At 71.3% G+C, this 23093-nt stretch carries 20 protein-coding genes and 1 tRNA gene; 16 read left to right on the forward strand and 5 right to left on the reverse strand.

The window, feature by feature from the left end; genetic code table 11:
- The first annotated feature begins 3 nt into the window (after nt 1-3).
- The 6 genes from A6035_RS02850 (at nt 4) to A6035_RS02875 (ending at nt 3974) form a co-directional block, all read left to right on the forward strand.
- Nucleotides 4-1194: a TadA family conjugal transfer-associated ATPase gene (locus tag A6035_RS02850; protein ID WP_108849040.1), complete on the forward strand. Its 1191-nt coding sequence runs from the start codon at nt 4-6 to the stop codon at nt 1192-1194.
- Entirely contained in the window at nt 1191-2159 is a 969-nt protein-coding gene (locus tag A6035_RS02855; protein ID WP_108846526.1) for a type II secretion system F family protein, read from the forward strand. The genes A6035_RS02850 and A6035_RS02855 overlap by 4 nt, the downstream gene beginning before the upstream one ends.
- Entirely contained in the window at nt 2156-2848 is a 693-nt protein-coding gene (locus A6035_RS02860; protein ID WP_108846527.1) for a type II secretion system F family protein, read from the forward strand. Before A6035_RS02855 ends, A6035_RS02860 begins: the two co-directional genes overlap by 4 nt.
- A 69-nt stretch (nt 2849-2917) precedes the next feature.
- Nucleotides 2918-3187: a DUF4244 domain-containing protein gene (locus A6035_RS19415; protein ID WP_425267515.1), complete on the forward strand. Its 270-nt coding sequence runs from the start codon at nt 2918-2920 to the stop codon at nt 3185-3187.
- 2 nt (nt 3188-3189) lie between these two features.
- Nucleotides 3190-3546 carry a TadE family type IV pilus minor pilin gene (locus tag A6035_RS02870; RefSeq protein ID WP_244192517.1) on the forward strand — a complete coding sequence of 119 codons (357 nt, stop codon included), beginning with the start codon at nt 3190-3192 and terminating at the stop codon, nt 3544-3546.
- On the forward strand, nt 3543-3974 hold the full coding sequence (locus tag A6035_RS02875) for an Rv3654c family TadE-like protein (protein WP_341867169.1): 432 nt from the start codon (nt 3543-3545) through the stop codon (nt 3972-3974). The genes A6035_RS02870 and A6035_RS02875 overlap by 4 nt, the downstream gene beginning before the upstream one ends.
- A gap of 86 nt (nt 3975-4060) precedes the next feature.
- Here A6035_RS02875 and A6035_RS02880 read toward each other — a convergent pair whose 3' ends face one another.
- Nucleotides 4061-6394, reverse strand: coding sequence for a DEAD/DEAH box helicase (locus A6035_RS02880; RefSeq protein ID WP_208635557.1), 2334 nt, complete (start codon nt 6392-6394; stop codon nt 4061-4063).
- Nucleotides 6395-6609: 215 nt separating this feature from the next.
- Between A6035_RS02880 and A6035_RS02885 the strand changes: the two genes are divergently transcribed.
- From A6035_RS02885 to A6035_RS02895, 3 genes are all read left to right on the forward strand, one after another.
- A complete protein-coding gene (locus A6035_RS02885) occupies nt 6610-6813 on the forward strand; it encodes a cold-shock protein (RefSeq protein WP_007628711.1) in 204 nt (67 codons plus the stop codon).
- Nucleotides 6814-6915: 102 nt separating this feature from the next.
- On the forward strand, nt 6916-7503 hold the full coding sequence (locus tag A6035_RS02890; protein ID WP_208635558.1) for a hypothetical protein: 588 nt from the start codon (nt 6916-6918) through the stop codon (nt 7501-7503).
- Nucleotides 7504-7586: 83 nt separating this feature from the next.
- The gene (locus A6035_RS02895; RefSeq protein ID WP_108846530.1) at nt 7587-8372 is read left to right on the forward strand and encodes an NRDE family protein; all 786 of its coding nucleotides are present in this window, start codon (nt 7587-7589) and stop codon (nt 8370-8372) included.
- A 73-nt stretch (nt 8373-8445) separates the two neighbouring features.
- Here the strand turns inward: A6035_RS02895 and A6035_RS02900 are convergent, their stop codons facing one another.
- Together A6035_RS02900 and A6035_RS02905 are read right to left on the reverse strand one after the other, a co-directional pair.
- Nucleotides 8446-9516, reverse strand: a complete 1071-nt coding sequence (locus A6035_RS02900) for a 2-oxoacid:ferredoxin oxidoreductase subunit beta (protein ID WP_108846531.1) — start codon at nt 9514-9516, stop codon at nt 8446-8448.
- 25 nt (nt 9517-9541) lie between these two features.
- Nucleotides 9542-11524 (reverse strand): 2-oxoacid:acceptor oxidoreductase subunit alpha, encoded by a 1983-nt coding sequence (locus A6035_RS02905; protein WP_108846532.1) that lies wholly within the window; start codon nt 11522-11524, stop codon nt 9542-9544.
- Nucleotides 11525-11930: 406 nt separating this feature from the next.
- Here A6035_RS02905 and topA point away from each other — a divergent pair, with 406 nt between their 5' ends.
- On the forward strand, nt 11931-14975 hold the full coding sequence (gene topA / locus A6035_RS02910) for a type I DNA topoisomerase (protein WP_412523656.1): 3045 nt from the start codon (nt 11931-11933) through the stop codon (nt 14973-14975).
- A 15-nt stretch (nt 14976-14990) separates the two neighbouring features.
- On the opposite strand, the gene A6035_RS02915 is transcribed toward topA, so the two are convergent.
- A complete protein-coding gene (locus A6035_RS02915) occupies nt 14991-16637 on the reverse strand; it encodes an adenylate/guanylate cyclase domain-containing protein (RefSeq protein WP_244192518.1) in 1647 nt (548 codons plus the stop codon).
- A gap of 72 nt (nt 16638-16709) precedes the next feature.
- On the opposite strand from A6035_RS02915, the gene A6035_RS02920 reads away from it, so the two are divergent.
- The 6 genes from A6035_RS02920 to A6035_RS02945 all read left to right on the forward strand — a co-directional run bounded on the left by A6035_RS02920 (nt 16710) and on the right by A6035_RS02945 (nt 22217).
- Entirely contained in the window at nt 16710-17927 is a 1218-nt protein-coding gene (locus tag A6035_RS02920) for a DNA polymerase III subunit delta' (RefSeq protein ID WP_108846534.1), read from the forward strand.
- Nucleotides 17928-18036: 109 nt separating this feature from the next.
- Nucleotides 18037-18109: transfer RNA gene (locus A6035_RS02925), tRNA-Thr, on the forward strand.
- 347 nt (nt 18110-18456) lie between these two features.
- Complete coding sequence (dctP, locus tag A6035_RS02930; RefSeq protein WP_162533977.1) at nt 18457-19428, forward strand: TRAP transporter substrate-binding protein DctP; 972 nt, start codon at nt 18457-18459, stop codon at nt 19426-19428.
- Nucleotides 19425-20057: a TRAP transporter small permease gene (locus A6035_RS02935; RefSeq protein ID WP_108846536.1), complete on the forward strand. Its 633-nt coding sequence runs from the start codon at nt 19425-19427 to the stop codon at nt 20055-20057. Before dctP ends, A6035_RS02935 begins: the two co-directional genes overlap by 4 nt.
- 1 nt (nt 20058) lies before the next feature.
- Nucleotides 20059-21342 (forward strand): TRAP transporter large permease, encoded by a 1284-nt coding sequence (locus A6035_RS02940; protein WP_108846537.1) that lies wholly within the window; start codon nt 20059-20061, stop codon nt 21340-21342.
- Nucleotides 21343-21410: 68 nt separating this feature from the next.
- Nucleotides 21411-22217: a crotonase/enoyl-CoA hydratase family protein gene (locus tag A6035_RS02945; protein WP_108846538.1), complete on the forward strand. Its 807-nt coding sequence runs from the start codon at nt 21411-21413 to the stop codon at nt 22215-22217.
- Nucleotides 22218-22265: 48 nt separating this feature from the next.
- On the opposite strand, the gene A6035_RS02950 is transcribed toward A6035_RS02945, so the two are convergent.
- The gene (locus A6035_RS02950) at nt 22266-23048 is read right to left on the reverse strand and encodes an IclR family transcriptional regulator (RefSeq protein ID WP_108846539.1); all 783 of its coding nucleotides are present in this window, start codon (nt 23046-23048) and stop codon (nt 22266-22268) included.
- Nucleotides 23049-23093: the final 45 nt, after the last annotated feature.

The following is a 23093-nucleotide window of genomic DNA, read 5'->3' on the forward strand; positions in this document are numbered from 1 at the left end:
GCCCTGACCGGCGCCGCGCTCGGAACCCCGACCGGCGCCCCGCCCGCCGACCTGGTCGACCGCGTCCGCGCGCGCCTCGCCGGCCTCGGCGTGGATCCCGAACCCGACGAGGTGGTCCGCGCGGTGCGGGCCGAGTCCGGCGTCCTTCACGGACACCTCGACCTGCTGCGCACGGCACGGCTCGTCCGGGAGCACCTGGCCGGCGCCGGACCGCTTGAGGCGCTGCTCGCCAGTCCCGGAGTGACCGACGTGGTGGTCGACGGGCCGGGCCCCGCGCTGGTCGATCGCGGACGGGGGCTCGAGGAGACCGACGTCGTGGTGCCGACCGAAGCCGAGCTGCGCGCGCTCGCGGTGCGGCTGGCCGGGCGGGCGGGCCAGCGGCTCGACGACGCGCGCCCGTGGGCCGACGGCGTGGTGCGGTCCCGCGACGGGATGGCGTGGCGACTGCACGCGGTGCTTCCGCCGGTCGCCGTGGACGGGACATGCCTGTCGCTACGGGTGTCGAGGCCCGCGCAGTCGACGTTCGACCGGCTCGTGGCGGCGGGCACCGTCCCCGACGACGCCGAGCCGCTGCTCCGAGCGCTGGTCGCGGCACGGGTCGGCTACCTCGTCGTGGGCGGCACCGGATCTGGCAAGACGACGCTGCTCGCCGCGCTGCTGGGGCTTGTCCCGGACTCGGAGCGGCTGTTGTGCGTCGAGGACTCGCCCGAGCTGCGCCCCGCGCACCCGCACGTCGTCCGACTCGTGGTGCGGCACGGCAACGTCGAGGGCGCCGGCGAGGTGACGATGGCCGACCTCGTCCGGCAGGCGCTGCGTATGCGGCCCGACCGCATCGCCGTGGGCGAGGTCCGCGGCGGCGAGGTCGCCGACCTGCTCGCCGCCCTCAACACCGGCCACGACGGGAGCGCCGGCACGGTCCACGCCAACTCGCCCACCGAGCTGCCCGCCCGGCTGGAGGCGCTCGGCGCCCTCGGCGGTCTCGACCGCGCCGCGCTGTCCGCGCAGGTAGCCGCGTCGCTGCGGGTCGTGGTGGGCATGCGCCGCCTGCCCGACGGGATGCGCGGCGTCGACTCGATCGGGGTGGTGCGCCGCGAGGCGCAGGGGATCGTGGTGGACCCGGCCTGGCGAGCCGACGTGGGAGAGATCCCCGGTCGTGCGGCCCTCGACGCGATGCTCGTGGAGCGCGTGCGATGACGGCCGCGCTGGTGTCGGTCGCCGTCGCGCTGCTGGTGTGGCCGGGCGGGCGCGCGGCCGACCGGCTGTCGGCGCTCGAGTCCGGTGAGGCCGGCGTGCGCGGCGTGCGCGGCGAGCCCGGCCGGGCTGCGGGCGACAGTGCCGCGGGCGGGGCGATCGGCTCCGCGGGTGCCGCGACCGGCGCCGCCCAGCGCATCGGCGCGCTGGGCGGTCTCCTCCTGCAGCTCCCGGCGGGCCTCTCGTGGCCGGTCGCGGCGGGGCTGGTCGGCCTGGTCGGTGCCGGTCCGCTGCACGCCTGCGCAGCCGCGGTGCTCGGGGGCGTCGCCGCCGACCTGCACGGCCGCGCCACCGAGCGTCGCAGCCGCCTCTCGCGGTTGGGCGCGTGGGAGCGTGCGCTGGACGACGCCGGCTCCGCTCTCCGCGCAGGCGCCGGCCCGGGGGCCGCTCTCGGCCGGGCCGCCGACGCGGCCGCCGTCCACGACCCTCAGGTCGCCGGGCTTCTCACCGCCGCCGGATCGCACGCCCGCCTGGGCGGTGACGTCACCGCAGCACTGCTGCCCGCCGGGGCCGGGGCGACCGGTCCGACCGGCACGGCCGCCGCCAACGGCTCGAACCGTGACCGCGGGGGCGACCGTGTCCCCGGCGAGCTCGCCGGGGCCTGGCTGCTCGCGACCCGGCACGGGGTCGAGCTCGCCGACGTCGTGGACGGGCTCCGCGCCGACGTGGCCTCCCGCCGCGAGCGCGCCGTCCGGGTGCACGCGACTCTCGCCGGTCCCCGCGCCACCGCCGTCATCCTCACCGCCCTGCCCGGCCTGGGCGTCCTCCTGGGCGCGGGTTTCGGCGCCGACCCCCTGGGGGTCCTGCTGGGCGGGACACTCGGCGGGGCCCTGTGCCTGGCGGGGGCGGTCCTCCTCGCGGCCGGTCTGCTGTGGACCGACCGGATCGCGGGCGGGGCGGGCAGATGAGCCCGACCGTTCTCCTGCTCGCCGCCGCGGTGTGCGTCGCACCGTGGCGTCCCCGGGCCGCCGAGAGGCTCGACGCGGTCCTCCCCGACACCGGCGGGCCTGCTCGGCATCACGCGGTGCCGGGGCGCCCGCGCGGCGTGGCGATTCTCGGCCCCGCGGCGTTGACGGGCCGCATCGCGGCTCCGGTGGCACGCCTGCTGGCCCCGCTCACCCGCCGCCGACCCGCCCCTGCCGACACCGAGGTGCTCGCGCACCTCCTCGACCTGCTCGCGGTCGCCCTGCTCGCGGGCCTGCCCACGCCGGACGCCCTGTTCGCGGTCGCCGACGCCGTCGAGCACTCCGACCCCGACGCCGCGGAGCCCCTGCGCGCGGCGGCCGCCCGCATGCGACTGGGCGCCACGTCGGACGAGGCCTGGCGGGACGTCCCGGGCGCCGCACGTCTGGCCCCCGTCGCTCCGGTGCTGGTCCGCGCGAGCGACGGCGGTGGGTCGGTCCGCTCCGCGCTGGAGCACGCCGCCGCGCGCATGCGGTCCGAGGCCGACGCCGCCGCGACCGCCCGCGCCGAGCGCGCCTCCGTCCTGGTCGCCGGGCCCCTCGGCCTGTGCTTCCTGCCCGCGTTCGTCTGCCTGGGCGTGCTCCCCGTCGTGGTGGGGCTGGCCGACGGGATGCTGCCGGGGGTCCTGCCGTGAGCAGCGCCGCCGGCCACACGGATTCCGGGGCGGAGACGCCGCCCCGGTCAGTGAAGAAGGAGAACCCGCATGTCCACTCACCTCACCCATCGGACCGACACCCTCGCCACCCGGACTCTCGCCGCCCCGGCGGCGGCGGTGGCGCGCGCCCGTTCCGCCCTGCATCGCCGGTTCCACGCGATGACCGGCCCGGACGCGGGGATGTCCACAGTCGAGTACGCCGTCGGGACCATCGCCGCGGCGGCGTTCGGCGCCGTGCTGTACACGGTGGTCAGCGGCGACTCTATCCCGGACGCGCTCGGCGGGATCATCGAGCAGGCGCTCAACACCTCGGTGTGACGGTGCCGCGACGGCTCCACGCGGCGGCGACCCGCGACGACGGCTCGGTGACCGTCGAGGCCGCCCTCGGGATCGCCTCCCTCGTGGTGGTGGTCGCGCTCGCCGCCGCCGGTGCCGGTGCCGCGTTGACGCAGATCAGGGTGGTCGACGCCGCCCGTGAGGCGGCGCGGGTGGCCGCGATGTCCGGGGCGGAGGAGGGCACGGCGGCCGGCCGGGTCGCCGCGCCCGGTGCCGACGTCTCGGTCACCGGCGCCGGGGGATCCGTCACGGCCGAGGTCGTGGCGCCGGCGCGGGGCCTGCGCGGCGTGGAGTTGCGCGGTCGGGCCGTGGCGCGCGCCGAGCCCGGCGTGGCGCCGTGACGGGGCGTAGTGCGGTGGCCTGGCGCGCCGGGCGCCGCGCCGTGACCGGGCGCGCCGCCGTAGCCGTGCGCACCGGGTGGCGCCGGGCGGGTGACGACGACGAGGGGGCCATGACCGTCGCGACCGCCTTCGCCGTGGCAGCCGTCTTGGCCCTGGCCGTGGCCGTCCTGTTGGCGGGACGAGCGGCAGTGGCCACGCATGCCGCCCGATCCGCCGCGGAGCTGGCCGCGCTGGCCGGCGCGCACGCGCTCCGCGAAGGCCTCGACCCGTGCACGGCGGCGTCCAGGATCGCCGCCGCCAACGGCGCCGAGTTGCCGGTGTGCACGGTCGACGGCCACGACGTGGTGGCCCGGGCCGAGGTGCACGTGGAGCTCGGCGTGCTCGGCTCGCGAGCGGCGTCGGCGGTCGCGCGGGCGGGGCCGGTGTGAGGCGGTGCCGGGGTGAGACCCGGCCCGGCGTGAGGCCGGTCCGGGCACCCCGGGCCGGGGGAGCGGGCGGGTCGGCCGGCGGCCCGCTACCCGGCGACCCCGGCGAGCTGCCCGACCACCTCCGTGAGCAGCGCGATCGCACCCGGCTTGGAGAGCGGGTCGTTGCCGTTGCCGCACTTGGGGGACTGGATGCACGAGGGGCAACCGGATTCGCACTCGCAGGCGCGGATCGCGTCGAGGGTCGCCCGCAGCCACGAGGTCGCGCGGCGGAATCCCCGCTCGGCGAAACCCGCGCCGCCCGCATAACCGTCGTAGACGAAGACCGTCGGCAGGCCGGTGTCGGGGTGCAGGGCGGTGGAGACCCCGCCGATGTCCCAGCGGTCGCACGTGGCGACCAGGGGCAGCAGCCCGATCGCGGCGTGCTCGGCCGCGTGCAGCGCCCCCGGCCAGTCCGCCTCCTCGAGCCCGGCCACCCGCAGGAGCTGCGGGGTGAGCGTGTAGACCACCGCCCGGGTGGCGAGGGTCGTCCCGGGCAGATCCAGCGGGGGCACGTCGAGAATCTCCCCGCCGCGCAGCCGCCGCTGGTAGCCGGTGACGCGGGTGGTGACCTCCACGTCGGCCAGCGAAAGCGTGACCGGTCCGGCCGGCGCCGTCTCCAGCGTCTCGATCAGGTCGATCGACACCTGCTCGCGCGCGGAGGTCGTCCACTCCGGCACCTCGGGGTGGCACAGCGCCAGCCCCTCGTCGAGGTCGAGCTCGTCGACGATGAACGACTCGCCCTGATGCAGGTACAGCGCGCCGGGGTGGACCTGCGAGCGGGCGCGGACGGAGTCGATCGTCCCGAGCATGCGGCCGTCCACCGCGTCCACGATCACCACTTCCGCGCCGCCCGTGCCCCGGATGTCGACCTCGGCGTGCGGGGTGTGGTCGTCGGCGGCCGGGTACCAGCCCGCGGGCCGGCGTCGCACGAGCCCGCGCGCGGAGAGGTCCTCGAGCACCTCGGTCGCGCCCCAGGCCCGCGCCTCGTCGTGCGTCATGGGCCGTTCGCTCACCGCGCACCGCAGCTGCCCCGCCAGCAGGACGGGGTTGCGTGGGTCGGTGACGGTGGCCTCGACGGGGCGGCCGAGCAGCGCGGCGGGGTGGTGGACGAGGTAGGTGTCGAGCGGGTCGTCGCGCGCGACCAGCACGACCAGCGCGCCCTGGCCGCGGCGTCCGGCGCGGCCGGCCTGCTGCCAGAACGAGGCGATGGTGCCGGGGAAGCCCGCGCTGACCACGGCGTCCAGACCGGAGATGTCCACGCCCAGCTCGAGCGCGGACGTCGAAGCCACGCCCACCAGTTCGCCCTCGGCGAGGCCGCGTTCGAGCTCGCGGCGGTCGTCGGCGAGGTAGCCCGCGCGGTAGGCGGCGATGCGGCCGGCGAGTTCGAGGCCGCGCGCCCCGTGCTCCGAGGCCAGGCGCTCGCGGGCGCGCAGCGCGGTGGCTTCGGCACCGGTGCGGGACCGCACGAACGTCAGGGTGCGCGCGCCCTCGGCCACGAGGGAGGCCATGAGCGCCGACGCCTCGACGGGCGCGGGTCGGCGGACGGGCGCGCCGTGCTCGCCGGCGAGGCCCTCCATCAGCGGTGGTTCCCACAGCGCGACGGTCCGGCCGCCCTGGGGCGAGGCGTCGTCGGTGACCTCCACGCACTCGCGGCCGACCAGCGTGGTAGCGGCGGCCCCGGCGTCGGAGGTGGTGGCAGAGGCCAGGACGAAGGTCGGCGCCGCGCCCATGGCGCGGGCCAACCTGTCGAGCCGGCGTAAGACCAGGGAGACGTTGGAGCCGAACACACCGCGGTAGGAGTGACATTCGTCGACGACGACAAAGCGGAGCCCCCGCAGGATTCGTGTCCACTGGCGGGCTCTGCCGAGCATCGACAGGTGGAGCATGTCAGGATTGGTGACGATCCACCGGGAGTTCTCCCGGATGAAGGGTCGGGCGTCGGACGGGGTGTCTCCGTCGTAGGAGGCGGGTGCGACGTGAGAGAGCCCGGGCACGGAGTCCACCAGCGAGATCACCGACGACAGCTGGTCCTGCCCGAGGGCCTTGGTCGGGGCCAGGTAGAGGACGCAGGCGTTGCGGTCCTCGGCGAGGGCGCTCAGCGCGGGCAGCTGGTAGCCGAGGGTCTTCCCGGACGCGGTTCCCGTCGCCACCACGACGTGTCGACCGGCGTGCGCGTGTTCGGCGGTGGCGACCTGGTGTGCCCAGGGCCGGTCGACGCCGCGGGCGCGCAGTTCGTCGACCAGGCCGGGGTGGGCCCAGGTGGGCCAGTCGGCGTACCGCGCCTCGCGGGCGGGCAGGTCGGCGGCGTGGGTCAGTGGCGACGGACCGGGCGGGAGCTGTTCCAGCAGGTGGCCCAGGAGTTCGCGTCCGTAAGTCGTCACCCTTCGACCGTAGAGGGATCCGCCCGGCCGGTCGATTCGCCGACGGCGGAGGACCGACGTGCCCAAGATCTGTTCTCCTCCCGCTGTTGTCGTGGTCTACTGGAGCCGGTCGTCACAACCGCCCACCGGGCAGCCGGTGAACGGGGGCGTCGGCCCGACACGCGCGGCCATCCCGCGAGTCGCACCTGGCAGTACGGAAAAGGAACGCAGTAAACATGGCACAGGGCACCGTCAAGTGGTTCAACGCGGAGAAGGGCTACGGGTTCATCGCTCCCGAGGACGGTTCGGCCGACCTCTTCGTCCACTACTCCTCCATCGAGGGCACCGGCTTCAAGTCGCTCGAGGAGAACCAGCGCGTCGAGTTCGAGGTGGGCGAGGGGCAGAAGGGCCCGCAGGCGCAGGAGGTCCGCGCCCTCTGACCGATCCGGTCCGGCACGACGAGGCCCCCGCCGCGCTCGCGGTGGGGGCCTCGCGCCGTGTCGGGGTCGGCGGTGTCGGGGGCCGACCGTAGGCTCTGTTCCGTGACGCAGCTGTCGTTCTTCGCCGCGGACGACCATGTCCCCGACCCCTCGGACCTCGAGGGTGTGCTGGCCGCCCGTGGGCAGTCCACCCTGGCCGGCGAGGTGGCGCAGGTGTCGGTGGCGCTCGACGCCCCGTGGCGGGCGGATGCGTTCGAGGCGACTCTCACCCAGGCGGGACTGGATCCCGTGCGCTCCGACCCGGATGCCGACGGCCGGTGCACGGTCTCCACGGCGCGGACGTCGGTGCTGGTGCCGGTGGTACGCCGCTGGCGGCGGGGCGCCGTCACCGCGGTCCCGGAGGGGTGGACCCCTTCGGCCGGGGCGCTGCGCATCTGGGTCCTCACCGCCGGCCACATCACGGATACCGGGGTGGTCGAGCTGGGCATCGACGCCGGGCTGGAGCACCACGCCCCCCGCCGGGACGCGCTGCGTGCGGCACTGGAGCGGGTCGGTATCCGGACGACGTACGTCGGGTCCAAGGGCGGCGGTCCGTTGCTGCGACTGGGGACGGCCAAGGCGCGGGCGCGGCTGGCGCAGTACGTCGGCGCGCCGCCCGCCGGGGTGCCCGCGGAGTACTGGCCCGGCTGACGCGGCGCTGCACACCCCCCGCCGCGCGCCGCCCCGCCCCCGGCGTCGCGGTGCCCCGGCGCAGGTCGACGTACCGTGGGGGTATGTGCATGCTCGTGGTCGCCCGCCGGGTCCACCCCCGTTACCCGCTCATCGTGGTGGCCAACCGGGACGAGGTCCTCGCCCGTCCCACCGAGCCGCTCCACGAGTGGACGCTGGAGCACGACGGTGTCGCGGGCATCGTCGCCGGCCGGGACATCACCGCCGGAGGGACCTGGATGTCCATGGCGCCGGGCGGGCGGTTCGCCGCGGTCACCAATGTCCGCGAGCCCGGGCCGGCGATCCCCGCGCCGGCGTCGCGTGGCGAGCTGCCGGTCGAGGCGCTCACCGGTCCGGTGCCGGTCACGGAGTTCGCCCACCTCGTCGTCGACGGCCTCGACGCCTACGGGGGCGTCAACCTCCTCGCCGGTGACCTCGACGCCATGTGGTGGGCCTCCAACCGGTCCACGCGCGGCCCGCTACCTCTGGACGACGGCGTCCATGGACTGTCCAACGCGGCCCTGAACACGCCGTGGCCCAAGGTCGTCGGCGCGGTCCGTGACGTGCGGACGCTGCTGGGCACCGACCTCATCGAAGGCCCGGACTGGTCGCGGGCTCTGCTCGATGTACTGGCGGACCGCCGCCCGGCCGCGCCGTGGACGATGCCCCGCACCGGCGTGCCCCTGTCGCACGAGTGGCGGTTGTCGTCGAGGTTCGTCCGTATCGGCGGGAGTTACGGCACCCGATCGACGACCGCGGTCCGCGTGGACCAGCACGGCGTCGCCGACGTCGTCGAGCGGACGTGGGACACCCGCGGACGCGTCACGGGGACGGTCACCCGGCGCGTGTGAGCCGGTGACCGCCCCCGTGAGCGGTGGTGCGTGCGCCGTCGGCCTCGAGGGACGCGGCGCGCGTGGTGCGGTGCTACTCGACCGTCCAGGTGCTGGAGCCGTCGAGGAGGGCCTGCAGATCGCTGGTGGCGATCTCCTTGGCGTGCTCGACCTGTCCGCGGGCGAGGTCGTCGTAGGTGTCGCGGGCGACCTGACGGATGATGCCGGTGACCGTGTACTCCAGGTCCTGGCTGGACAGGTTGGCCAGGGCGTGGGCGTAGGTCGGGTCGTCGGTGTGGGCGTCGTGGACGACGATGTCGGCCTCGTCGACGTCCGCGGTGGCCGCGACGGCCAGGGAGAAGCCGCGGCGGACCACGCAGTGCTGGCCCTCGTCGCCGAAGATGATCTTCTCGCCGTGACGCACCGGGATGAGGTGGTCGGCGGCGTCCTCCTTGCGCAGCAGGTCGAAGGAGCCGTCGTTGAAGATCGGGCAGTCCTGCATGATCTCCACGAAGCTGGTGCCGCGGTGGCGGGCGGCGGCCTCGAGGACCTCGGTCAGGCCCTTGCGGTCCGAGTCCAGGGCGCGGGCCACGAAGGTGCCCTGAGCACCAAGGGCCAGCGACAGGGTGTTGAACGGGTGGTCCAACGAGCCCATGGGGCTGGACTTGGTGACCTTGCCGGTCTCGGAGGTCGGGGAGTACTGGCCCTTGGTCAGGCCGTAGATCCGGTTGTTGAACATGAGGACGTTCATGTTCACGTTGCGGCGCAGCGTGTGGATCAGGTGGTTGCCGCCGATGGACATGGCGTCGCCGTCACCGGTGACGACCCACACCGACTGGTCGGGGCGGGTGGTGGCCAGGCCGGTGGCGATGGCGGGGGCGCGGCCGTGGATCGAGTGCATCCCGTACGTCTCGAGGTAGTACGGGAAGCGGCTCGAGCAGCCGATGCCGGAGATGAAGGTGATGTTCTCGCGCTTGAGACCGAGCTTGGGCAGCAGCGCGCGGATGGTGGCCAGGATGACGTAGTCACCACAGCCCGGGCACCAGCGCACCTCCTGGTCGGAGGTGTAGTCCTTGGGCTTCTGGGGGGCGTCGGTCTTGGGCACCGAGCTGAGGGCGTCGAGTGGCAGTTTGGTGCCGACGAGTCCGGGTTCGGTCGTTGTCATGGGGATCCTCTCCTCGCTCGTGACGTCAGCGGGTTCGGTTGGCGGTGGTGGTGCCGGTGGCGGTGTGGCCGATCTGCCGGGCGCGGGCCGCGGGCTCACCGGTCGTGGTGACGACCCCGTCGAGCGCGACTCGGTACTTGTCGTGCTCGGCGTGGGTGAGGCGGCCGGCGAACTCGGCTTCGATCGCGTTCTGCAGCTCCTCGGCGGAGAACGCCATGCCGTGCACCTTGGTGATGGGCTGGATGTCGGCGGGGAAGCGGGCCTTGAGCAGCATCGACAGCTGACCGAGGTTCATCTCCGGCACCAGTACGCGGCGGTAGCGCCCGAGTACCTCGCCGATGTTGTGGGGCAGCGGGTTGAGGTGACGCACGTGCGCGCGGGCCACGCGGTGGCCGTTGGCGCGGGCGCGGCGCACGGCCTCGCCGATGGGGCCGTAGGACGAGCCCCAGCCCACGACGAGGACATCGGCCTCTCCCGACGGGTCGTCGACCTCGAGGTCCGGCACGTCGATGCGCGCGATGCGCAGGGCGCGCGTGCGGGTCATGAGGTCGTGGTTGTCCGGCGTGTAGGAAATGTTGCCGGTGCCGTTGGCCTTCTCGAGGCCACCGATGCGGTGCTCCAGGCCCGCGGTACCGGGCACGGCCCAGTCGCGGGCGAGGGTCTCCGGGTCACGGGCGTACGGCAGGTAGTCCTTGGCGTCCTCACCCTCGGGTGCGGGGGCCAGGTTCCTGTCGATCTTCGGCAGCGCGTCGACCTCGGGCAGCAGCCACGGCTCGGAGCCGTTGGCGATCGCGCCGTCCGAGAGCAGGATGACCGGCGTGCGGTAGGTGACCGCGATGCGGGCGGCCTCACGGGCGGCGTCGAAGCAGTCCGCGGGGGACCGGGGGGCCACCACGGCCACCGGCGACTCGCCGTTGCGGCCGAACAGCGCCTGCAGCAGGTCGGACTGCTCGGTCTTGGTGGGCAGGCCGGTCGAGGGGCCGCCGCGCTGGACGTCGATGATCACCAGCGGCAGTTCGGTCATCACCGCGAGGCCGATGGCCTCGGATTTGAGGGCCAGGCCGGGGCCGGAGGTCGAGGTGACGCCGAGGGCGCCGCCGTAGGAGGCGCCGAGTGCCGCGCCGATACCGGCGATCTCGTCCTCGGCCTGGAAGGTGGTTACGTCGAACTGCTTGAGCTTGCTCAGCTCGTGCAGGATGTCCGAGGCCGGCGTGATGGGGTAGGTGCCCAGGAAGACGGGCATGTCGGCGGACTTGCCCGCGGTCACCAGCCCGTAGGCCATCGCGGTATTGCCGGTGACCTGGCGGTAGCGGCCCGCGGGCAGCTTGGCGGGGGCGATCTCGTACTCCGACGCGAACGCCTCGGTGGTCTCGCCGTAGTTCCAGCCCGCCCGCAGCGCGAGGGTGTTGGCCTCGAGGATGGTCGGCTTCTTGCCGAACTTGTCGGACAGGAACTTCTCGATCGAGTCGACCGTGCGCCCGTACATCCACATCAGCAGACCGAGCGCGAACATGTTCTTGCAGCGCTCGGCGTCCTTCTTGCCGATGTCGACCGACTCCACGGCACCGATGGTCAGCGTGCTCATCGCGACCTCGTGCACTTGGAACGCCTCGAACGCCGGCGAGCCCAGCGGGTTGGACTCGTAACCCACCTTCGTCAGGTTCCGCTTGGTGAACTCGTCGGAGTTGACGATGAGGATGCCGCCCGAGGGCAGGTCGCCGATGTTGGCCTTCAGCGCGGCGGGGTTCATCGCCACCAGCACGTCGGGCCGGTCACCGGCGGTGAGGATGTCGTAGTCCGCGATCTGGATCTGGAAGCTCGAGACACCATGGATGGTGCCCTGGGGAGCCCGGATCTCGGCCGGATAGTTGGGCTGGGTCGCGAGGTCGTTGCCGAAGGCGGCCGCCTCGGACGTGAACTGGTCACCGGCGAGCTGCATGCCGTCACCCGAGTCACCCGCGATGCGGATGACCACCTTGTCCAGCTTGGTCTTGGACGCATTGCCCACCGCTGCTGACCTCCAGAAAGTCGTGATGGTCGGGACTCGTCGTGGCTCCCGTACGGCCATCGACGGTACGCCTTTTACGGCGTAGCCCGCGGCCACGACCGGATTGCCGGAACTGTAACAGGTTGCAATCCGCGGCCGTGGATGTTCCTTTTCATCATAGACCGACCTGTCTATCTCTGCCACTCTCGCCGGTGTGGCCTGGGGGGACGACGACGAGGGGGCGCTTTCGTTCGCGGGTGCATATAGAGGAATAGGCCGGACCGTCCCGGGGGGTCGTGGCGTCCGGGCGGGCGGGCTCACGGGGCCCGCGCAGGGGTGGATCGCGTTTCCTCCCGTGACGGACCGGCCTGGTATGAATCTGTATGGAAAGGCCTCGGCACGCGTACCGTAGCCGGGACCGGAGTCGATGGCGGGCGTCGTCGACGGATCAGCGCAGGTTGGGAGCACTCCAGTGGCGAGCAAGAAGACAGCATCAGGCGGCAAGCGGAGCCTGGTGATCGTCGAGTCCGCCACCAAGGCGCGCAAGATCCAGCCCTATCTTGGGTCCGACTATGTGGTCGAGGCCTCCGTCGGCCACATCCGCGACCTGCCCAAGGGTGCCGCGGACATCCCCACCAAGTACAAGAAGGAACCGTGGGCGCGGCTGGGCGTGAACCCGGAGGACGACTTCGAGCCCATCTACGTGGTCAGCGCCGACAAGAAGAAGAAGGTCTCCGAGCTCAAGAAGGAGCTCGCGGGGGTGGACCAGCTCCTGCTGGCGACGGACCCCGACCGTGAGGGTGAGGCGATCGCCTGGCACCTCCTCGAGGTGCTCAAGCCCAAGGTCCCCGTCAAGCGCATGGTGTTCCACGAGATCACCAAGCCCGCCATCCTCGCCGCCGCCGAGAACACCCGCGAGCTGGACACCGACCTCGTCGACGCCCAGGAGACCCGCCGCATCCTCGACCGTCTCTACGGGTACGAGGTCTCGCCCGTGCTGTGGAAGAAGGTCATGCCGCGGCTGTCCGCCGGACGTGTGCAGTCTGTGGCCACCCGCGTCATCGTCGAGCGCGAGCGCGAGCGCATGGCGTTCGTCGCCGCCGACTACTGGGACATCACCGCCACCCTGGCCACGCAGCGCTCGGCCGGAGGCGACGCCGGTGAGCCACGCAGCTTCACCGCCAAACTCTCCGCCGTCGACGGCGCCCGTGTGGCGCAGGGCCGCGACTTCGGCCAGGACGGCAGGCTGAAGACCACCGGCGCAGCCAAGGACTCCGTCGTGCTCGACGAGCCCGCGGCCCGGGCGCTGGCCGGCGCTCTCGACGGCGCCGACTTCGTCGTCGACACCGTCGAGTCCAAGCCCTACACACGGCGCCCCTACGCGCCCTTCATGACCTCGACCCTCCAACAGGAGGCCGGCCGCAAGCTCCGGTACACGTCCGAGCGCACCATGCGCATCGCGCAGCGGCTGTACGAGAACGGCTACATCACCTACATGCGGACCGACTCCACGACCCTGTCCGAGGGCGGCATCGCCGCCGCCCGGGCGCAGGCGACGGAGCTCTACGGCAGCGAGTACGTCTCGCCCACGCCGCGGCAGTACACGCGCAAGGTCAAGAACTCGCAGGAGGCGCACGAGGCCATCCGCCCCGCCGGCGAGTCGTTCGCCACCCCCGGCCAGCTCCACGGTGTGCTCGACGCCGAGGAGTACCGCCTCTACGAGCTCATCTGGCAGCGCACCGTCGCCTCCCAGATGGCCGACGCCCGAGGTACGTCGGTGAGCATCCGCATCAGCGGGCAGGCCGGCGACAATGCCTCCGGCTACAGCCGTGCCACCTTCTCCGCGTCCGGCCGCACGATCACCTTCCCGGGCTTCCTCAAGGCCTACGTCGAGGCCGCCGACGAGCCCGCCGAGTCCTCCGACAAGCCCATGGCCGACGACGCCGAACGGCGCCTGCCGCAGCTGTCCGAGGGGCAGCCCCTCACCGGCTCGGACCTCGCGCCCGAGGGGCACACCACCAGCCCGCCGGCACGCTACACCGAGGCGAGCCTCGTCAAGGTGATGGAGGAGATGGGCATCGGCCGCCCGTCCACCTACGCCAGCATCATCCGCACCATCCAGGACCGCGGCTACGTCTACTCGCGCGGCAACGCGCTCGTGCCCAGCTGGGTGGCGTTCGCGGTCGTCGGGCTGCTCGAGCAGAACTTCGGTCGGCTCGTCGACTACGACTTCACCTCCCTCATGGAGGACGAGCTCGACGCGATCGCCGAGGGCCGCGAGAACCGGGGTGACTGGCTGCGCCGCTTCTACTTCGGCGCCGGCGGCCCGGGGGGCGACGGCGAGGCGGGTGATGGCGACGCTGACTCGCACTACGCGGTGGGGCTGAAGAACCTCGTCGACGTCAACCTCGAGGCCATCGACGCCCGCAGCATCAACTCGATCCGCGTGTTCGACGACGCCGAGGGACGCCCCGTCCACGTGCGCGTCGGTCGCTACGGTCCCTACCTCGAGCGGATGGTGCAGGGCGAGTCCGGCGAAGAGGAGTCGCAGCGCGCCAACCTGCCCGAGGGCATGAGCCCCGACGAGCTCACCCTCGAGGTGGCCGAGAAGCTCTTCGCCACCCCGCAGGACGGGCGCCCGCTGGGCGTCGACCCCGAGACCGGGCACGAGATCGTCGTCAAGGACGGGCGCTACGGGCCTTACGTCACCGAGAAGCTGCCCGAGCCCAGCGACGCCGAGAAGGCCGCGTGGGCGAAGAAGGTGCTCGCCGACGCCGAGGCGGAGAAGAAGCGGATCGACGCCGAGCGCGACGCCGCGATCGCCGCCGCGAAGGACGACGAGGCCAAGGCCGAGGCCAAGAAGGCCGCCACGAAGGCCAAGGCCGCCGTCACGCGCAAGGCCAAGAAGGACTCCGAGAACCCCACGGGTCCCAAGCCGCGGACCGGGTCGCTCATGCAGTCCATGGATCCGGCGACGGTCACCCTCGAGGACGCGCTCAAGCTCCTGTCCCTGCCCCGCGTCGTGGGCGTCGACCCCACCAGCGGCGACGAGATCACCGCGCAGCTCGGCCGGTACGGGCCGTACCTGAAGAAGGGCACCGACTCGCGCACGCTCGAGTCCGAGGACGCGGTGTTCACGGTGACGCTCGAGCAGGCGCTGAAGATCTACTCCGAGCCCAAGCGCCGGGGCCGCCAGGCCGCCGCGCCCAAGGCGCTGCGCGAGATGGGCATCGACGAGGTCTCCGGCAAGCAGATGCTGGTCAAGGACGGCCGGTTCGGCCCGTACGTGACCGACGGTGAGTCCAACGCGTCGCTGCGCAAGGGCGACACCGTCGAGAGTCTCACCGACGCGCGCGCCTCCGAGTTGCTCTCGGAGCGCCGGGCCAAGTCGCCGCCGGCCAAGAAGGCGCCCGCCAAGAAGTCGGGTGCGCGCAAGGCGCCGGCGAAGAAGGCCGCCTCCTCCCGCCGCTGACCGTCGGTGGGCCGGTCAGAGCGTCGCGTCGTCGACGACCGCGTCGGCCGACGGGGCGGCGGCCGGGCGCGCCTCTGGTGTGGGCGCCGCGCCGGCCCCGGTCTCACCGGCCGACCGCCGCACGGTGTCGCCCGCCTGCCACCGATCAGCGAGGGTGGGGCGCAGGGGCCGGGCGAGCTGGGTCATGATCCCGCGGCCGCGCAGCTCGACGCTCTGGCCCAGCACCCACCGGGCGGCCTCCGGGTCGTCCGCGTGGTGGATCGTCGCCGCCGAGGCCAGCACGTGCCCCTGCTCCATCTTGGCCAGGGTCGTCAGGCGCGCGGCCTCGTTGACCGGGTCACCGATCACCGTGTACTCGAACCGCTTGGCGTGACCGATGTGCCCGGCGATGACGGTCCCGTAAGACACGCCGATGCCCGCCGAGAGCGGCGACAGCTCGGCGAGGCGGCTCTGCAGCGCGCGGGCGGCGCGCAGAGCGCGGCCGGCCTCGTTGTCCACCTCGAGGGGCGCGCCGAAGACCGCGAGGAGCGCGTCACCCTGAAACTTGTTGATGTACCCGCCGTTGGAGTCGACGGCCTCGACCGCGATCCGGAAGAACTCGTTGAGCACGGACACGACCTCGGCCGGCTCGTGCGCTGCCGCGAACTCGGTCGACCCGGTGAGGTCGACGAACAGCACCGCGACCTCCCGCTCCTGTCCACCGAGCTCGGTGCCGCGCTCGAGGGCGTTGCGGGCGACGTCCTCGCCGACGTAGCGGCCGAACAGGTCCTGGATGGCCTCGCGTTCCTGCAGGCCGGTCACCATCTCGTTGAAGCCCTGCGCGAGGCGGCCGATCTCCGAGCTGTCGTAGATCGTCACGCGGGTCTCGAGGTCGCCCTGCTTGACGCGGCTGACGCCCGCCTGCATCTCGCGGACGGGGTCGGCGATCGAGTCCGAGACAAGCCCCATGCCGATCGCGCCGGCGATCACGGCGACGCTCGCCAGGACCGCCAGCGCGACCAGGATGTGCACGGGATCGTCACCGAACAGTCCGAACCAGTGGCCGGTGAGGATGAGCAGGATGCCCGCGATCGGGATGACCGTCGTCAGCGCCCAGCCCAGGAAGATCCGACGCCGGACACCGGGGACGTGCCGGTTGGCCGGCACGCCGCTGGCCAACGCGCGCACGGTGATCGGCCGCATGATCCGCTCGGCCTGGAGATAGGAGATGAGGACTGTCGTGCTCCCGCCCAAGAGGCTCGTCACCGCCACGATGAGAGCCAGCCTGGGGGAGTGGCCGACGTTGACGGCGACGAACAGCAGGGTCCCGATCACCCACATCGCGCCCGAGATGATCGCCTGGTGGAACGGCAGGCGCAGGGTGCGGCGACGGATGGCGCCGTCGAACTCCGCCCCCGCCCGGTCCACCCTGAGTACGGGTAACAGGAGCAGGGTCGAGGCGATGACGCCGCCGATGAAGGCCAGCAAGAGGTAGCCGATGAAGAGGTACTGGTTGAGGAACCGGAACTCGTCGAGGTCCAGGAACCGGTCCATCGGCAACACGAAGCGCAGGAACGAGAAGACGAAGACCGCGCCGATGATGTTGGCCTGCACCATCGTCAGCGCATACACGGGCCAGGGGGTGGCCCACAGCCACCTGAACAACCTGACCCAGCGCTCCATCGGTCCAAGCCTAGTTCGCGCCGGTGCCGGTGGGGACTCAGGTGTGTCGGTCCGCGGGGATAAGGTGGGGCCATGCCCGGGGTGTTCGAACGATTGGCCGGACAGGCCGACGTCGTGGCGGAGCTGACCGCTGCCGCCACGGCCGCCCGTGCCCGCGTCCCTGGCCAGGGGTGGGACGAGTCCGACCCCCGGATGGTCCACGCGTGGTTGTTCACCGGGCCGCCGGGCAGCGGACGCAGCGTTGCGGCCATGGCGTTCGCGGCGGCCCTGCAGTGCGAGGACCCCGACGTGGTGGGGTGCGGTCGGTGCCGCGCATGCCACACCGTCCTGGCGGGAACTCATGCGGATGTGCACCTGCTCGCCCCGCAGGGCGTGAACATCCTCCTCAAGGACGTCAAGGAGACCATCCACCGCGCGGCCAGTCGCCCCGGGACCGGTCGGTGGCAGATCGTCGTGGTCGAGGAGGCGGACCGGCTCACAGAGCAGTCCGGCAACGCGCTGCTCAAGGTGGTGGAGGAGCCACCGAGTCGGACAGTGTTCCTGCTGTGCTCGCCGACCACCGATCCGATGGACATCATGGTCACGTTGCGCTCGCGCTCTCGGAACGTCGCGCTGCACCAGCAGAACGCCGAGGCGGTCGAGCGGGCCCTTCTCGCCGACGGCGACGCGATCGACCCGGACCTCGCCCGGTGGGCCGCCTCGGTGTCCTCCGGACACGTGGGGCGCGCGCGGTGGCTGGCGACCGACGAGGCAACCCGCGAACGCCGGGACCTCGTCCTCCAGTTGCCGATGGTCATGCACAACCCCGGGCGGGCCTTCCCGCTCGCGAGCCGGCTCGTCAGTTCCGCCGAGCAGGAAGCGCTGGCGCGCAACAGCGAGTCGGACGAGCGAGAGGTCGAGGAACTGCGCACCGCCCTCGGCGCCGGCGGCACCGGTAAGGGCACCGCCTCCGCCGGCCGCGGGGCGACAGGCGCGGTCAAGGAACTCGAACGCGTGCAGAAGTCGAGGCGGACCCGCTCCACCCGGGACTCGCTGGACCTCGCCCTGGTCGACCTGGCCGGCTTCTACCGCGACGCGCTCACGGTTGCGCTCGGCGCCCGCGACGTCGCGGCGGTCCACCCCGACAAGGCCGAAGAGGCCGCACGCCTCGGGGGGCACTACCCGGCCGCCTCGATCCTCAAGGCGATCGAGGCGGTGCAGGACTGCCGGGCCGCGATCGAGGTCAACGTCAAGCCGAAGTTCGCGGTGTCAGCGATGGTCGGCGCGATCCGCGCTGCGCTCGGCTCCTGACCGCCGGGGCGGAGTCGTCCGGCGCGAGCGCCGTATGGGGCGCTCCGGTGCAGGCCGTTTTTCGGCTCGGGGGTCCGTCGGATATAGTTGCGTCGCCCCACAAGGGCTCGCCGCGTTAGCTCAGTCGGTAGAGCATTTCACTCGTAATGAAAAGGTCGTCGGTTCGATTCCGACACGCGGCTCTACAGGAAGCCCCTGTCTCACTCAATGAGACAGGGGCTTTTTCTTGTGCAGATGTGTCTCCTGCCTGGTATTTCGCCTCTTCCGTTGACAGTGACTCATGTCACTAAGTAGCCTCGGGCCAGACCGGTACGTATATACATAGCCCGTTCCCTAAGTAAGGAATTTCATGGCTACCTTTTCCTGGCCTGGCACGGCCCGCCCCCGCTCGAGCGGACCGCCTCCGCGGGCGGAGTCGAAGCGCAGACGCACTGTGTCCAGAGTCTCTGGTGCCGCCGTTACCGGCCTCGCGATCGCCCTGGTGGCCGGATGTGCGGGTTCGTCGACCGAAAGCGCTGATCTGACCGAGGTGCGGATCGGCGACAGCTTTGCCGCGACCCACCCCATCGGGCGCAGTGGCACTGCCGCGTTCATGGAGGTCCTCGAGAGCAAGGGGCCGGACGCAGGAATGGACATCGAGTACTACGCGTCGGGCCAGCTCGGTAAGCAGCGAGACATGCCGGCGGTGCTACGGACTGGGATCGCCCAGATCGCCGCTGTGTCGCCCGCCTATGTCGGAACCCAGCTCCCGATGTCGAACGTCGGGGATCTCCCCGGCTTCACTCAGGACCCGTGCGTGGGCGGGGACGCGATGCTCGAGATCATGCAGCCGGGGACCACGCTGTTTGAAGCGGAGCTCGCGCCGCAGGATGTCAGGCCGCTCTGGGTGGCGTACATCCCCGGTTACGAGGCGATGTCCGGGGCGTTCCCGGTCGACTCGGTGAAGGCCCTGCAAGGCAAGATCATGCGATCGACCGGAGGCGCCGCAGACCGGGTCGTGGACCAGGCCGGGGCCGCGGGCGTCTCCATGCCGCTAGGTGACATGTACGAGGCCATCTCGCGCGGAACCGTCGAAGGGACCCTCGCCAGCCCGATCAGCATCACTCCGTACAGCCTCGAGGAAGTGATCTCCTACTCCACGGACGGCGCCCGTCTCGGCTCGTTCACGGTCACCTACTCGGTCTCCAACTCGGTCTGGAACGAGATGACCCCGGATCAGCAGGCGGTTCTCGCGGAGGCCTCCGAACTCGCCCAGGTGGAGGTGTGCGAAGAACTCACGCGGTCGATGGACGAGTCCAAACAGGCAATGCGCGATGCGGGAGTCCAGATGGTGGCGGTCACCGACGCGCAGCGTCCCGAGTGGGAGGCGCTCGCCGCACCGGTCCGAGAGGCGTGGGTGGACGATCTCGAAAGTATCGGGCTCCCAGCCCAGCAAGTTCTGGACGACTTCACCGCAGCGCTCGCACGCGCTGAGTCCGAGCACGGGGGAGAACGATCATGAGCAACAACGTTCCCGAGGTGATCGTCCCGCGGCAGGGTTCAACTCCGGCGGTCCGGACGCCATTCGGCTACATCACCGAAGATCACTCACGACTCGACAAGTTCCAGAACGGGATTTCCGGGGTCTGCGCCGCCATCGCGAGCGTGGCGATCGTCGCAATCGCCGCACTGACCGCCCTCGAAGTGTTCACCAGAACGGCCTTCGGCTCTCCGCTCGGATGGAACGTCGGGTTCGTCGAGCAGTACCTGATGATGGCGGTCGCGTTCTTCGGGACGGTGACCGCATACCGCGCCGGAGCGCACGTCGCGGTGGTGACGATCTTCGAGAAGATGCCGCCGGTCGTCCGAAAGCTGCTCTTGGTGTCGACCTACCTCATCGTCCTCGCGGGGCTCGTCCTGCTGACGTATTCGGGGACGCGCGCCGCTCATTTCTCGTTCGTCACCGCCGAGATGCCTCCTCCGGGAATGGCGGAACTGCCCTGGCCCACCTGGTGGTGGAAGACGATCATCCCCACCGCCAGCGTGCTCGGTCTGGTCGTGGTGGCGATCGATCTCTACCGCGAGATCACGGCGCCTCTGACCAGCGTGGTCACTGACTACGAGCCCGGCAACTTCCAGGAAGAAGGCTGATATGACCGCGCTCGCCGTAGTAGTACTGCTGCTCCTTCTCATCCTTATCCGGGTGCCGGTGTCTTTCGCCATCCTGGGCGCCGGACTGGTCGGGCTCCTGATGATCGGCGGCGGCAACGTCGTCGACGGCGTCATGCAGACCGTGCCCGCGACATCGGTGATGAGCTACTCGCTGTCAGCCGTGCCGCTGTTCATCCTCATGGCGCACCTGCTGATGCTCTCCGGGCTACTCGACTCCCTCTTCGACGCGGCCCGGGCGCTCGTGGGCCGCATCCGCGGCGGAACCGCCGTGGCATCGATCGGCGCCGGAACCGCCTTCGCGTCGGTGTCCGGTTCGTCGACCGCAGCGGCTGCGACCCTGGCCCAGACCTCGACGCTCAAGATGATCGACGAGGGGTACAGCCCCAGGACCGCGAGTGGCCTCGTCGCTGTAGTGGGAACGCTGGCCGCGATGATCCCGCCCTCGATCATTCTCGTCTTCTATGCGATCACCGCCGAGGTGAGCGTCGGCGACCAGCTCGTCGCCGGAGCGGTGCCGGGTGTGATCATCGCCTGTGGTCTCGTGGTGATGCTCTACGTCACGATGATGCGTAACCCAGACACGGTGCCCCGTGGCGAGCCCGCCACCTGGGGGCAGAAGGGAAGGGCGCTGCTGACCGCCGCGCCGCTGGTACTCGTTTTCGCGGCCGTGGTCGGCTCCATCTACCTCGGTCTGGCGACCCCGACCGAAGCCGCCGCGCTGGGAAGTATCGCCGCGTTGATACTGGTGATCGCTCGCAAGCGGTTCACTATGGTCGCCGTCGGGCACACGCTCGTCGAGACCACCAAGTCCACAGCGATGATCTTCGCGATCATCATCGGCGCCCATGTGTTCGGCCACTTCCTCACCGAATCCCGCGTTACGCCGAGCCTCGTAGCGTGGGTGGGTGATCTTCCGGTGCCTGCGGTCGTCATCATGGTCTTCATCGGGTCGATCTACGTGGTGCTCGGGTTCTTCATGGACCAGATCGCCATCATCGCGCTCACCGTCCCCGTAGTGCTGCCGCTCGTGGAGGCGCTCGGATACGACCCCATCTGGTTCGGCGTGTTCATGGTGCTGCTCGCAGAGGTCGGACTCGTCACGCCGCCGATGGGGCTCAACGTGTTCGTGGTGGCCCGATCCGCGGGGCAGCGGGTCGAGGAAGTGTTCCGGGGGGCGTTCCCATACGTTGTCGCCATGCTGGTGACGGCGCTTGTCTTCCTCATATTCCCGCAGGTCGTTCTGTGGGTGCCGCAATCCATGTAGGGCTGTAGTCGACACTCCCGGTCCCGGCCGGCCCGGCCGTGATCCTGAAAAGAAAGTTGAATTGAGATATGTCTTCCAATGATTCCGTGCTCGTCCGGCGTGACGGACACATCGAGACGTGGACCCTCAACCTCCCCGACAGTCGCAATCCAATCTCCGACGCGTCGATCGTGGAGGCGCTCTGTGCTCGCGTGGCCGCGGTTAACGCGGACCGCGAGGTCCGGGCGGTGGTGCTTACCGGGGCCGGATCGGCGTTCTCGGCCGGCGGCAACGTTAAGGACATGGTCGAACGGAACGGAATGTTCGGTGGCAGCCCCTACGAGCTACGCGACGGATACCGCGGAGGTATCCAGCGGATCCCCCGCGCGCTATATCACTGCGAGGTGCCGGTGATCGCCGCCGTGAACGGTCCCGCGGTGGGGGCAGGATGCGACCTGGCCATGATGTGTGACCTGAGGGTCGCCTCCAGCCGCGCCTTTTTCGCCGAGAGCTTCGTTCAGCTCGGAATCATCCCGGGTGACGGAGGTGCCTGGCTGCTCACCAAAGCGATCGGCCCCATGCGGGCGGCGGAGATGGCGCTCACCGGCGACCGCGTGCCCGCAGAGAAGGCGCTGGAGTGGGGCATGGTCAACGACGTCGTGGAGCCGGAACAGCTCCTGGAGGCGGCCACCTCGCTCGCGGCGAGGGTCGCCAAGAATCCCCCCCACTCCGTCCGCATGGCCAAGAAGCTCCTTCGGGAATCGCAGCATCAGTCGCTTGAGTCCCTCCTGGAACTCTCGGCTGCGATGCAGGCCCTCGCTCATCACACGCAGGATCACCGTGAGGCCTTGGACGCGTTCATGGAGAAGCGCGCCGGTGATTACAGCGGCAACTGAGCACTAGAGATTGGGAGGGGCGGCTGCTGGCCGCCCCTCCCGTCCTTGTCAGCGCATCCCCCAGTCCTGCGCGTAGCGCAGGAGGATCTCGGCGAGATCGTCACTCCGCGCCGCGATCTCCTCGGCTTTTCCGATGACACCCACCGTCGCGATGGTGCGCCCCCGCTCACGCAGGGCCACCGAGACGCCGTCGCCGCCGTCCACCGCGACGCGGGGCGAGACACAGACCCCGGTTTCGCGCAGCTCGTCGAGGGACCGCAGGAACTGCTCGACGATGTCGGCCTCGTTGGCCGGGCGGGAATTCAGGTATGCCCAGATGTCGCGTCGTTCCCGGTCGGCGAGCAGGAGCCATCCCGCAGAGGTTCGCAGCAGTGATCGGCGGAGCCTGTTCTCGGCGAGGTAGGCGTAGTGCGGATCCGTCGAGAGGTGGTCCACGTAGAACAGGTCGTCACCGACATCGGTCGATAGTGCCGTTGTCAACCCGGTTTCGGCGTGCAACGCTTCCAGCTGTTCGCGACTGACGTTGGTCACCGGAGGTCGACCCGCGATGACGTTCAGAAGATACGGGGCGGTGCCCAGCGTGTAGACGCGATCCCGTTCGTCGAGGTAACCGACGGCGACCAGGCCGTTGATCAGTCCTTGGGTGGAGCTCACCGGGGCGTCGAGGGCCTTGGCGATGGCGGTGAGGGTCAGCCCGGACCGCGAGCGGGCGACCAGCTCCATGATGGCCGCGACGCGGTCGACCATCCTGTGCCGCGGACGCTCCGGGGCCTTCTCCACACTCAGTCGCCCGACTGGGCCGCTGCCGTCAGCTGTAGTGCGTTCCGTCATGGCGTAACAGTATCGGCAGCAGCGGCTCCGCGGAGCCTCATGCTC

This window comes from Dietzia lutea, assembly GCF_003096075.1.
GTDB classification, from domain to species: Bacteria; Actinomycetota; Actinomycetes; order Mycobacteriales; family Mycobacteriaceae; genus Dietzia; species Dietzia lutea.

Bases quoted from the DNA above. Each gene is read 5' to 3' on its own strand.
- A6035_RS02855 (WP_108846526.1), top strand. From the start codon at position 1,191: ATGACGGCCGCGCTGGTGTCGGTCGCCGTCGCGCTGCTGGTGTGGCCG.
- A6035_RS02860 (WP_108846527.1), top strand. From the start codon at position 2,156: ATGAGCCCGACCGTTCTCCTGCTCGCCGCCGCGGTGTGCGTCGCACCG.
- A6035_RS19415 (WP_425267515.1), top strand. From the start codon at position 2,918: ATGTCCACTCACCTCACCCATCGGACCGACACCCTCGCCACCCGGACT.
- A6035_RS02885 (WP_007628711.1), top strand. From the start codon at position 6,610: ATGGCACAGGGCACCGTCAAGTGGTTCAACGCGGAGAAGGGCTACGGG.
- A6035_RS02895 (WP_108846530.1), top strand. From the start codon at position 7,587: ATGTGCATGCTCGTGGTCGCCCGCCGGGTCCACCCCCGTTACCCGCTC.
- A6035_RS02900 (WP_108846531.1), bottom strand. From the start codon at position 9,516: ATGACAACGACCGAACCCGGACTCGTCGGCACCAAACTGCCACTCGAC.
- topA (WP_412523656.1), top strand. From the start codon at position 11,931: ATGGCGGGCGTCGTCGACGGATCAGCGCAGGTTGGGAGCACTCCAGTG.
- A6035_RS02915 (WP_244192518.1), bottom strand. From the start codon at position 16,637: ATGGAGCGCTGGGTCAGGTTGTTCAGGTGGCTGTGGGCCACCCCCTGG.
- A6035_RS02920 (WP_108846534.1), top strand. From the start codon at position 16,710: ATGCCCGGGGTGTTCGAACGATTGGCCGGACAGGCCGACGTCGTGGCG.
- A6035_RS02935 (WP_108846536.1), top strand. From the start codon at position 19,425: ATGAGCAACAACGTTCCCGAGGTGATCGTCCCGCGGCAGGGTTCAACT.
- A6035_RS02940 (WP_108846537.1), top strand. From the start codon at position 20,059: ATGACCGCGCTCGCCGTAGTAGTACTGCTGCTCCTTCTCATCCTTATC.
- A6035_RS02945 (WP_108846538.1), top strand. From the start codon at position 21,411: ATGTCTTCCAATGATTCCGTGCTCGTCCGGCGTGACGGACACATCGAG.
- A6035_RS02950 (WP_108846539.1), bottom strand. From the start codon at position 23,048: ATGACGGAACGCACTACAGCTGACGGCAGCGGCCCAGTCGGGCGACTG.